The organism is Bacillus horti (genome assembly GCF_030813115.1).
Lineage (GTDB): Bacteria > Bacillota > Bacilli > Caldalkalibacillales > JCM-10596 > Bacillus_CH > Bacillus_CH horti.
Genome location: NZ_JAUSTY010000013.1, coordinates 1 through 11,995, shown reverse-complemented (window position 1 = coordinate 11,995; position 11,995 = coordinate 1). Strand labels below are relative to the sequence as shown.

9 protein-coding genes are annotated in these 11,995 nt (G+C 39.9%); 7 read left to right on the top strand and 2 right to left on the bottom strand.

What is annotated here, in order from left to right:
• Positions 1-10: 10 nt before the first annotated feature.
• Positions 11-1,270, bottom strand: a complete 1,260-nt coding sequence (gene chrA, locus J2S11_RS14765) for a chromate efflux transporter (RefSeq protein ID WP_307395821.1) — start codon at positions 1,268-1,270, stop codon at positions 11-13.
• Positions 1,271-1,313: 43 nt separating this feature from the next.
• A complete protein-coding gene (locus J2S11_RS14760) occupies positions 1,314-2,642 on the bottom strand; it encodes a hypothetical protein (protein ID WP_307395819.1) in 1,329 nt (442 codons plus the stop codon).
• Between the two features lie 327 nt (positions 2,643-2,969).
• On the opposite strand from J2S11_RS14760, the gene J2S11_RS14755 reads away from it, so the two are divergent.
• The 7 genes from J2S11_RS14755 to J2S11_RS14725 all read left to right on the top strand — a co-directional run bounded on the left by J2S11_RS14755 (position 2,970) and on the right by J2S11_RS14725 (position 11,666).
• Positions 2,970-3,836 carry a VOC family protein gene (locus tag J2S11_RS14755; protein WP_307395817.1) on the top strand — a complete coding sequence of 289 codons (867 nt, stop codon included), beginning with the start codon at positions 2,970-2,972 and terminating at the stop codon, positions 3,834-3,836.
• A gap of 327 nt (positions 3,837-4,163) precedes the next feature.
• Positions 4,164-4,556 (top strand): hypothetical protein, encoded by a 393-nt coding sequence (locus J2S11_RS14750; protein WP_307395815.1) that lies wholly within the window; start codon positions 4,164-4,166, stop codon positions 4,554-4,556.
• Between the two features lie 127 nt (positions 4,557-4,683).
• The gene (gene liaF, locus J2S11_RS14745) at positions 4,684-5,973 is read left to right on the top strand and encodes a cell wall-active antibiotics response protein LiaF (RefSeq protein WP_307395813.1); all 1,290 of its coding nucleotides are present in this window, start codon (positions 4,684-4,686) and stop codon (positions 5,971-5,973) included.
• Entirely contained in the window at positions 5,970-7,046 is a 1,077-nt protein-coding gene (locus J2S11_RS14740; protein ID WP_307395811.1) for a sensor histidine kinase, read from the top strand. Before liaF ends, J2S11_RS14740 begins: the two co-directional genes overlap by 4 nt.
• A complete protein-coding gene (locus J2S11_RS14735) occupies positions 7,043-7,672 on the top strand; it encodes a response regulator transcription factor (RefSeq protein WP_307395810.1) in 630 nt (209 codons plus the stop codon). Before J2S11_RS14740 ends, J2S11_RS14735 begins: the two co-directional genes overlap by 4 nt.
• Before the next feature lie 117 nt (positions 7,673-7,789).
• Positions 7,790-10,387, top strand: a complete 2,598-nt coding sequence (gyrA, locus tag J2S11_RS14730; RefSeq protein WP_307395809.1) for a DNA gyrase subunit A — start codon at positions 7,790-7,792, stop codon at positions 10,385-10,387.
• A gap of 205 nt (positions 10,388-10,592) precedes the next feature.
• Positions 10,593-11,666, top strand: coding sequence for an HD-GYP domain-containing protein (locus tag J2S11_RS14725; RefSeq protein WP_307395806.1), 1,074 nt, complete (start codon positions 10,593-10,595; stop codon positions 11,664-11,666).
• Positions 11,667-11,995 lie beyond the last annotated feature (329 nt).

The following is an 11,995-nucleotide window of genomic DNA, read 5'->3' as shown; positions in this document are numbered from 1 at the left end:
ATGACAGCTTTTACGAAAGTACACCTATGAGAATTCCTCCTAAGCAACCAGCCACAACAACCGTCCAAGGAGGAAGCTTCCAAATCGCTAGCATCCCAAATAACAGGACAGCAAGAGAAAAATCAAGAGGTGAGTGAACTGAGCTTGTCCATATCGGATGGAATAACGCAGCGATAAGGAGTCCAACAACGGCTGCATTAACACCAAATAAAGCGCCTTGAATCTTCGGCTCGTTACGTAGCTTGTTCCAGAAAGGTAAGGCACCTAGAAGCAGAAGGAATCCAGGGAGAAAAATAGCAATCGTTGCTAAAACAGCACCTATTATTCCATTCATCATTGTTCCTAAGTAGGCAGCAAACGTAAATAAAGGACCAGGAACAGCCTGTGTAGCTCCATAACCAGCTAGAAATGCTTCTTCGGAAAGCAAGCCTGTTGGTACAAGCTCTCTTTCAAGTAAAGGCAACACAACATGCCCTCCCCCAAACACAAGGGAGCCAGCACGGTAAAAACTATCAAAAACAGCGATCGCATCAAGAGAGGTCACATCTCTCAAGATTGGGAGGAGAAATAGCAAAGCGAAAAAGAGAGTTAAACAAGTGATAGCAAACGTTTTACTGATAGGAATATGGACTGGAGACTCTCCTTTTGCTTGCTCTCCGCGATACAGCCAGTAGCCTACTAAGGCTGCCAAGCCAATGATCAAAACCTGAGATAGAACCGTCGGCCATAATAAAGTAAAAAGAATCGCTATTAATGCAAGTGTTCGTCTTTTCGTATCCGGTGTCAGCTTGGAGGCCATTCCTAATATAGCGTGAGCAACAATCGCTACGGCAACAATTTTCAAGCCCTGAATCCATCCTGCCTGTCCTACATCAAAGCCTTGAAGGACTAAGGCGAATAGCACCAAAGCGATGACAGAAGGCAACGTGAATCCAAGAAAAGCTACTATTCCTCCCATAAGCCCTGCTCGCATCACACCAATTCCAAGACCCACCTGACTGCTCGCTGGACCAGGTAAGAACTGACTTAATGCTACTAAATCGGCGTATGCTCGTTCGTCCAACCATCTACGCCTGTGGACGTATTCATCATGAAAGTATCCCAAATGAGCAATCGGTCCACCGAAGGAAGTAAAGCCTAACTTTGTTGAGACAAGGAAAACCTCAAGTAACGAATGTTTCTTCTGTAGGTTTGCATTTTCCTGTTTATTATGATCAGTTTGTTGTCCACCATGTGTATCATTTGCAGTCATATTTCTGTCATTTTCCATAATATATAATCACCTTTTATCTAGAGTATCTAGTGCCTCATGATTACGAGCGACTGATTTCTAGGAACCTTTGGAATATATTTTTAATATCACCAGTCTGACCATCTGAAGCAAGGAATTGCTGAAGCTCCGTTTCTACTTGTAAAAGTAGACCTTGTCTTTGTGCAATATTGTCTTGATCTTCTGTCACTCTCCCATCAATTAAGTCAAAGCCAAAATTTAAGCCAATGTCAATCACTAAATCTCCAATAAGCTCAGCTTCCATCATATCAATTCTATACCCCTCATAAGCTACTTCATTAATGACTGTATCTACTATGGTATGTAAATCGTTGGTCACTGCATTTGTATGACCAAAACCAGCCTGAGAGCTTGCCACACTAATCAAATTCTTAACGTCTCCAGCAACTAGCCTAGTATCTACGATATCATCCTCTAAAGCGATAAGCTCCTCTCCGTACTGTTTTACTCTATCTGCGGCAAAACCTATAATTTGGTTGTAGGGTCCATCACCAGAGAACAAATTAGCCTCGTTTAAATACACCTTGTTATATATTTCCTGAGCCAGTATATCAATTGTAAGTTCACCAGAAGCAATCCCTATGGTATCCGCTAAATCATAAAAACGTTCTTTTTTATCATCTAGGCTTAGGTACCGATTATATTCGATTTCTAAGGCTCTTTTTAACGTAGCATTTCTAATGACATGACGAATATTGTCCCCATTCTGATAGTCTAGCTTCTGCTTTAACTCATTCGACCATTTTGGTCTAGACATTTTACCTATGCTAAACTTTTTAAGTACTGGTGTTGTTTTATCACCCTTCACTTTTCGAGTTTGCAGCTGTAGCCAAGGAATAAACTCGGTTAAAAAATGGTCATTAGAGTTAAATTCTATATCATTATTTTTAATAAACTCAACTAGCCTTGATTTAATACCGTATGTTTTATACTCATTTTGTTCTAACCAAGGAGCAACGACATAGTTATATAGGTTGCTAACCTTCTTAGAGCCATGGGTATATCTTTCTCCACTTATTTCTATGACACGTTGAATAGGCTGATCATGAAAAGGAGATTTATGTATAGGAGGAGACTGTACAGAGGCTTCTTGGTCTACAACGTCATTCGTATCCTTCGCCATGTCTAATTGTAATAATTGCGTAACAGCTTGATTACCAATGCTTTGCTGTAGCTGAAAAAGCTCCTGCTTAGAAAGGCCAGAGGTATTCTCAGTTTTGAATTGAAGCTCTCCATGGGATGGAGAGGATAATAGCTTTTTTTGTATGGATAGAGAACGGTCACCTTTTTGTGGTTTAGAAGATGCTTGTCTGAACGATTCCTTTTTTGCTATCGAATGAGACCTGAACATAAAAAGTCACTCATTTCCACCTTTTTTCTCATCATAGCAATCAAATTCTTGTTTATCAATTGAATGGATAGAAAAAATGTGTTTCTTAACAATATTTTAATCTTTCTAAAAAGGGTTGACCTCAAGCGTAGGTAAAGGACTAATCATTAATCACTTTACTTAAGTAAGTAACTTGACTTTTTAGAATAACCATCATATACTTACAAAAAGTAAGTGAAAAATGAATAAACGTTTGAGCATACTATAATAAACGTTCTTCATACAAAATCTTCTCTCCCTCTAGGAACGGATGGAGGAGTTTTTATTCTAGAAAGGTTAGGTGCTACTATGAGCTTTTCAATTCATCCCCAAACATCAATCGGTTATGTCCATCTAAGAATCTCAAGCTTAGAGCGTTCCGTTGATTTTTATACGAAAAAAATTGGCTTTTCTGTTTTACGCCAGGAGCAAGCAGAAAATGGGAACAATATGGCTCTCCTTACAGTAGACGGCCAAACACCGTTGTTAATCCTAGAGGAGTTACCTGATGCTGCACCAAAGAGCAGGACAACAGGTCTATATCACCTGGCAGTCCTTGTTCCTTCAAGGCAAGCGTTGGCTAATTGGCTTTTTCATTTTAATGAACAGGAAGGTCGGCTTGAGGGAGCATCTGATCATCTATTTAGTGAAGCTTTATATCTGTCTGATCCTGATCATAACGGTATTGAGGTGTATGCAGATCGACCTCGTGAGCAGTGGCCCAAACAAGATGATGGAATGTTAAAAGGAGAATCTCTCCCATTAGATATTCAACAATTGTGGAATGAAGCGGAGCGTTCATCAAAGAATGAGCTACCAGAGGGAACGACGATTGGTCATATTCATTTACATGTTGATCATATGAAAAAAGCAGAGGATTTTTACCATGGAGTATTAGGCTTTGATGTGATGATTCGTATGGCTGACCACGCTCTTTTCGTAGCAGCAGGAGGATACCATCATCATATCGGATTAAACACCTGGGTGGGGGTGGGTGCTCCTCCTAATCCACCACACGCTGTAGGATTATCTGTCTTTTCCATTCAGCTTCAAAATAAAGAAGAATTTGATGTGATAGCAGACCGATTAAAGGCAGCAAATATTAAGCTTGACGAGCAAGAGGCAGGCTTACTGGTTCAGGATCCAGCAGGGAATACTATTCACTTTACCTACTAAGGTATATATAGGTGCAACTTTGTTATTCAAGCTCATCTAGTTTGAACCAAAAGAGAATCTGAATTTATTAAATAGTATAGCTAAAATAGAATAAAAAGAACTGAAACGAGCTAGCAGTCCTTTAGTAAAAGCTGCAAGGCCCTTCAGTTCTTTTTCATTCATTAAAAATTAAGCCATTGTGCAAAATGCAACTGACCATCCTGATAGTTGATGAAAAATCATGATCTAAGACCCTAGACCTACATAACATTCAAACCAAAGGTTGTTTTAGGAAGGATAGATTTGTTGTATCCTATGAGTAAGATATAAGAAAGGACGCGGTGCAAAGTGAAGATTAATAATAAGTCTTTGATCGGATTGGGTTTAATATTACTTGGGATTATTTTATTTATCTATAGTGGAAATATATTTACCGTTATCGGTGGAGTGGCTCTCCTTTTTGCCATGTATTTTGGATATAAAATGTATAGAGAAGCAGCAACCGACGGAGTTAAAATTTTAGGAGCCATCATCGTAGTTATAGGTGCAGTATTTCTCATTTCAATGTCTCCGTTACTTATCGTCTTAGCTCTTTCATTAATCTGTGTCTACCTAGGCTGGAGATTAATTAAAAGGAATGATGATTCTGATTTTCACTCCTCTCATCGTGACGACAGATCCTCGGGACCTATCATTGAGGTAGAAAAGCCATTTGACAGCAACTCTCGTGATTCTAAATAGTCATATTTCATTGAAGGATGAGCCATGGGTGCCCTTGGCTCTCTTTTCAGCTATACAAAATCCTTGATAGACTATAAGTGTCGGAGCACATAAACCTCATGTGTGTGGAGATAGGAAGGATGAAAAAATGAGCCAATTGATCTATCGTCTTGCAGGCTTTATGGCTATTTTTGTGGGCATAAGCATCTTTGTGGGTGCCCTTGAATTTGAGCTTGGCTCTGAGCTGCTTGGTCCCCTTTTTTTATTTGGTATGGGGATTGTGATTTATTCAAGTTTATATAGATGGCTAGGAGCAACCATTTTTGTTCTTGGATTTATTGCTCTTTTTGAAATCCTATTCGCTATAAATATTGCAGGTATAGTTTTTGGCTTTTTGTTCCTTTACTTTGGTGTGCTTCTTTTTAGAGGGAAATCAAATAGGGGCGGAGCTCAAGCCAAAAGTGATAAGCGAGCAGAGGAACAGGATGAAGAAGAAACTGAAAAGCTTAAAGCAGAAGGAGTAAATAAAGGGAAAGAAAATGAAGAGCGTAGAACGGAAAAAGAACAGGAAGTGGATAAAAATATAGGAAAAGAGAGATTTACTGAAACTGAAGAGAGTGTGAAGCAGGTTTATCAAGAAAATGCAGGGAAAGAAAATAAAGTTGCTGGAGGAGCGGAGCTTCCAGAAGAAGAAACAAAAGATTCGGAACTAGAAGAGAAACATGAGACTCGGAATACTTCGGAAACTCAAGCTCATGAAGTACAATCTGTGGGGACGGTGTGGAGCTCTATTGCTGATTTAGAAAAAGCTAAGCTTCATACTACTGAGCCTACGTCTTCTGAAACGAAAGACAAAGATAAAGATGGAACAGCCCCAATAAATGAGCTAGACGAACAGAATGAACACATCCAAACAGATCATAAAGCAGATTCAACAGTAGCTAAGGATAGCTCTGCTCAAAGCAGAGACAAGGATGAGCAGGAGGAAGAGACTCTACCTCGATCTACGGCTCCTACTATGCCTATCCATCGAAGAAAGGCACGTACTACTGGATCCAAAAAGAACAGCTCAACGGTACACAATCAGTTTATTGGCGATTTTCGATATATGAAAAACCAATTTGAGCTACACAATATGAATATGTCCTACGTGATTACTGATATTAAGATGGATTTATCCAAAGCGATTATCCCTGAAGGAGAAAGCTCGATCGCCATCAGTGGAGTTTTTGGTGATGTAGATATCTATGTGCCACCAGATTTAGATGTGTCCATCGCCACGAGTGTAACGGTCGGTAACTTTGAGATTTTAGGACATAAGCAAAGTGGGATTAACCGACAAATTAAGCTTGCTACAAAAGGCTATGAGCAATCGGCTAGAAAGGTGAAAATATCTGTGTCTCTTTTTGTAGGGGATGTGGATGTGAGATTCTTATGAGCGGAGAGCGACTTACTAACATCCAGTGGAAGCAAATGAGATTATCGATAGGGATTAGCTTTTTGGCTACATTTCTCATTACCCTAAGTACATTTTTCTACTTGGGCTTAGATTTCAGAACCCTTTTCCAAGCTAGGTGGATTTTTCTACCGATCTTCATTTGGGTCGTATTGCTTAACTTAGTTGTTGGTGGACTTATTGGATATATTAATGGAAATCGTCTAAAAAAAAGATTGGAAAAGCTTGTTGTTTCCATCCTATCGTTTGAAAGAGGTAATTATGCTCAGAGGGTTCCTGAGCTAGGTTCAGATGAGATTGGCTTAGTTGCCGAGCATTTAAATGAAATGGCTAGGAGGATTGAAAAGCAAGTGGCCTCCCTACAGAAGCTGTCCACAGAAAAGGTGGAATGGCAGGAGTCCATGAAACAGTCCGTTATTTCTGCCGAGCGTCAGCGGATAGCGCGTGAGCTTCATGATGCCGTTAGTCAGCAGCTTTTTGCGATCTCTATGATGACCTCTGCCGTTTTGGAAACGACAGCGTTTTCTCAAGAAAAGTCAAAGAAGCAAATCGAGATGATTGAGAAGATGGCCGGCAATGCACAGAATGAAATGCGCGCTCTCTTACTCCACCTGCGGCCTGCTACTTTAGAAGGTAAGGGACTAAGAGAAGGAATATTAGACCTGTTAACAGAATTTAAAGAAAAACAGTATGTTCAGATGGAGTGGAAGGTAGATGAATTGCCTGTATTACCTAAAGGAATAGAGGATCATCTTTTTCGCATCGTTCAGGAAGGATTGTCTAATGTATTCAGGCACGCTAAAGCAAGCTCTGTATCCCTTTTACTTGCGGTGGAAAACAGAAGAATTCATCTAAAAATAGTAGATAACGGGGTAGGTTTTGACATGAATGGTACAAAGCTCTCTTCCTACGGATTGCAATCTATTCATGAGAGAGTTAATGAGATCGGTGGAGTGGCTGAAGTCATTTCCTTCCCGAATAAAGGAACACAGGTTAGCGTAAAAATCCCGATTGTAGATGAAATGGACGAAAAGGAGGAGCAGGTAGAATCATGATACGTGTATTATTAGTGGATGATCATGAAATGGTACGCATGGGTTTGTCTGCGTATTTAGAATCCCAAAGCGATATTGAAGTTGTCGCAGAGGGGTCAAATGGACAAGAAGGGGTTAACCTTGCTATTGAGCATAATCCGGATGTTATAGTAATGGATCTGGTGATGGAAGGAATGGATGGCATTACAGCGACAAAGGAAATCATTCGTGTCCAGCCAAGCTCCAAAATTATTGTGCTAACAAGCTTTATTGACGATGATAAAGTTTATCCTGTTATCGAAGCAGGAGCATTAAGCTATCTATTAAAGACCTCAAAAGCAACTGAAATCGCAGCAGCCATCCGAGCAGCAGCTAAAGGGGAGCCTATTCTTGAAGCCCAGGTGACGGGAAAGGTTCTTTCTAGAATGAGAAGAAATGAGGAGAAAAAGCCCCATTTAGATTTAACGCCTAGGGAATTAGAGATTCTATGCTTAATTGCGGATGGAAAAACGAATCAAGATATATCTGATGAGCTGTACATAGCGGTTAAAACGGTCAAAACCCATATCACCAACATTCTTTCTAAGCTAGAGGTAGATGACCGTACTCAAGCGGCCATTTACGCTCATCGAAACAATCTTCTTTAATCAACACACCTTCCTATAGTCTGACTGAAGGGAATTTGTGAAATATGCTGGAATCATGTATATTTAATAGTGGAGAGAGAATTAGACGATAGGTGTCTATGTTACGGAGGTTAGTGCATGGCCGAGATGGAACAATCAAGGATTAAAGAGATAAATATCGGGCAGGAAATGCGTAGCTCATTTATGGACTATGCGATGAGTGTTATTGTTAGTCGAGCGCTCCCTGATGTACGTGACGGGCTTAAGCCTGTACATCGGCGTGTGCTTTTTGCTATGAATGAATTAGGGATGACCCCTGATAAAGCGTATAAAAAATCCGCACGTATCGTTGGGGAGGTTATCGGTAAGTATCATCCACATGGTGATTCCGCTGTGTACGAAACAATGGTTCGTATGGCTCAGGATTTCTCCTATCGCTATATGCTTGTAGATGGGCACGGGAACTTTGGTTCAGTGGACGGAGATGCAGCTGCAGCGATGCGTTATACAGAAGCAAGAATGTCCAAGATTTCGACAGAGCTTCTTAGAGACATTAATAAGGACACAATCGATTATCAAGAGAACTATGATGGACAGGAAAAAGAGCCAGTCGTTCTCCCTGCACGTTTCCCTAATTTATTAGTGAACGGAACAACGGGAATTGCTGTAGGGATGGCTACCAATATTCCACCGCATCATTTAGGTGAAGTGATTGATGCCGTCCAGCTGATCATTGAAAATCCGGAGGCTACCATTGCTGATCTTATGGAATACGTTCCTGGTCCTGATTTTCCTACAGGAGCGCAAATTTTAGGGAAGTCTGGAATTCGTCGAGCGTATGAAACAGGTAGAGGGACCATTACCTTACGAGCGAAAGCGACTATTGAAGAAAACGACAGTGGCAAAAGCCGTATTATCGTAGATGAAATCCCTTATCAGGTTAATAAAGCAAAGCTCATTGAGAAGATTGCTGAATTAGTACGAGAAAAACGAATTGAAGGAATCACAGACCTACGGGATGAATCCGACCGTAATGGGATGCGTATAGTGATCGAATTACGTCGAGATGTGAATGCAAACGTTCTGCTTAATAATTTGTACAAGCAGACAGCCCTTCAAACTACTTTTGGAATCAATATGCTAGCTCTTGTACATGGGCAGCCTAAGGTATTGAATTTAAAGCAGGTTCTAGTTCATTACTTGGACCATCAGAAGGTTGTTATTCGCCGTCGTACAGAGTTTGATTTACGTAAAGCAGAAGCAAGAGCTCATATATTAGAAGGTCTTCGTATCGCATTAGATCATTTAGATGCTGTTATCCAGCTGATCCGTTCGTCTAGAACAACGGAAGAGGCTAGAGATGGATTAATGAATAACTTTCAGCTTTCCTATGATCAGGCTCAAGCGATCCTTGATATGAGGCTGCAACGCTTAACTGGCTTAGAGCGAGAGAAAATCGAAAATGAATACACCGAGCTTCTACAAAAGATCGCTGAGCTAAAAGCGATTTTAGCAGATGAAGCGAAAATCTTAGCCATCATCAGTGAAGAGCTAGCTGAAATTAAAGCTAGATTTAATGATGAGCGTCGTACAGAAATCACGATTGGTGAAGATATGATTGAGGATGAGGACCTTATCCCACGTGAAGAGGTTGTTATCACACTAACCCATAGTGGCTACATTAAGCGTCTCCCTGTTAGCACGTACCGCAGCCAAAAGCGTGGTGGTCGTGGCATTACAGGTATGGATACGAAAAATGATGATTTTGTGGAGCACTTATTTGCGACTAACTCCCATCATTTCGTTATGCTCTTTACGAACAGAGGAAGAGTGTATCGCTTAAAAGCGTATGAAATTCCAGAGTTAGGTCGAACGGCTCGTGGAGTTCCTGTTATTAATTTAATTCAGATCGAAAAAGGAGAGTACATCTCCGCGATTATTCCTATAGAAGAGTATGTCCAAAATAGGTATCTATTCTTCGCTACTAAAAATGGAATCGTCAAGCGTTCCTCACTAGATGCGTTCGGAAACATCCGTCGTGGTGGTTTATTTGCTATAAACCTACGTGAGGATGACGAACTAATTAGTGTTAAATTAACGGATGGCAACCAAGAGATTATCATGGGGACAAGTCATGGAATGTCTATTCGCTACAAAGAGACAGACGTACGGATGATGGGTCGTACAGCAACAGGTGTTAAAGGAGTTACTTTACGTTCAGATGATAAAGTTATTGACATGGATATTGTCAATGAAGATCATGATGTTATGATCGTTACAAGTAAAGGCTATGGTAAACGGACACCAATTGAAGAATACCGTACACAGACGCGTGGAGGAGTAGGAATAAAAACACTAAACGTCACAGATCGTAACGGACCAGTTGTTGGACTTAAAGCGGTGGCTTCAGACAACGATTTAATGATTATTACCGTAAGTGGTGTGATCATTCGTCTAAGCGTTAGTGATATCTCCACTATGGGTAGGAATACGCAAGGGGTTCGCTTAATTCGAATTCAAAATGAAGAAGAAGTTGCAACCGTTGCAAAAATAGAAGTAAATGATGAAGTAGAAGAAGCCGATGATAATAGTATAGAGGAAAGCGTCGGTAGTATTACTGATGCACCAACAGGAATGGAAATGGATCAAGATGAAGGAGATTATGAAGCTGAGGATGTGCAGGACTTAGAAGATCCTGAGCATGATGCTGAAATTGATGATCCTGAAGAGCAGTAGAAGGACAACAGTATAGCAAAAGAACTATAAACAGATATATGAATAGTAAAGTGTAGATGAAATACTCTGTGTATCCCTTTATAGAGTAAGAAACTATAACTTTCAAAATAGCTACCTAAACGTATTGTTTGGGTAGCTTTTGCCTAGTTTCAAAGGAATTAATCGCACATAACAAACAAATAACTCACACTAGACGGTGATAAAAATGCAAACAAATAAGAAAAAAAAGCTAGCTCCTCAACAGTATAAGCCCGGACTTAAGCTTGCTGAGCCTGTCGTGTCCCCTAATGGAAATGAACTTTTTCAGTCAGGTTACTTACTTAGTAAAAATGACATTAAGGTTTTGCATGCTTTTTTAATTCCTCATATTGCTGTAGAAGCAAAGGACGACACTAGGTCAGACGAAATTGATGTCGATCAATTTAGGAGTATTGATCAAGTTTTTATTGATATTTATTCGATAACCTCAGCCCAAACGGAGAAGCTTTTTACTCAATTTAAAAATGGCACAATGATTAGTTTTCATCACATCGAGAAGAATGTGATTCCGTTTATTGAATACGGATTACAGCACTCTCCTTCTATTATCGTTGATTTTTTTAAGCTGATTAAAATGGAGAAATACTTATACCAGCACTCGCTTCTTGTTTCCTTATTGGTAGGTCTAATCGCTCATCGATCGGGTATGGGGAAGCAACAGGTCTTTGAGGCAGCCCTTTCTGGATATCTTCATAACGTAGGTAAATTATTTGTGGATGAAAATATTCTTAACAAAGCAGGTGTTCTTACTGAAAGTGAGCTCCATGAGGTACAGAAGCACACTCATTATGGCTATGAATTCTTAAAGAAAATGCCTCATATACCTGAGGATGTGCTGGTCGGCGTGGCCCAGCATCATGAACGTGAGGATGGCAGTGGTTATCCCTATGCTACAAAATCTGAAAGCATCCATAATTATGCTAAGATCATCGCAATTGCTGATATTTATGTGGCCATGTGTGCAAAGCGGATTTATCGTCAGGCCCATTCTCCATTTGTTGTTGCGGAGCAAATCAAAAATGACAGCTTTGGTAAGCTAGACCCTAGATATACGCATTATTTCTTAACTTTAATTGCCGCTTCCATAAAAGTAGGAAAAAAAGTGGTTTTAAATAATGGCTGGGTGGGGAACATCGTATATATAGATGCTCATGAATTAACCAGACCTGTTGTAAACTGTGAAGATAAGATCATTGATCTTCAGCTCGAAAGAGAGTACTATATTCAATCTGTTATCTAAGTAAAAAGAAATGATTATTTTTCTTTTAAAAAAGTGTTGCATTATAATTTTAGCTGTGATATATTATTACTTGTCGCCGCAAGACAGCGACATGATGAACGAAATAAGTTTTGATCCATAATTCAACGGGTATTTAAATAAGTTCATCATTCTTTAGAACCTTGAAAACTGAACAAAGAATAGCCAAGCGTAAAAAATCTGTTGCTTGCCTTCCTTTCGAGGAAACAAGGAACAGGTCCAATTCTTTTGAATGAACAACGTAATGAGAGCTTATTTCAAGCTATTTCATAAAACTTTTATGGAGAGTTTGATCCTGGCTCAGGACGAAC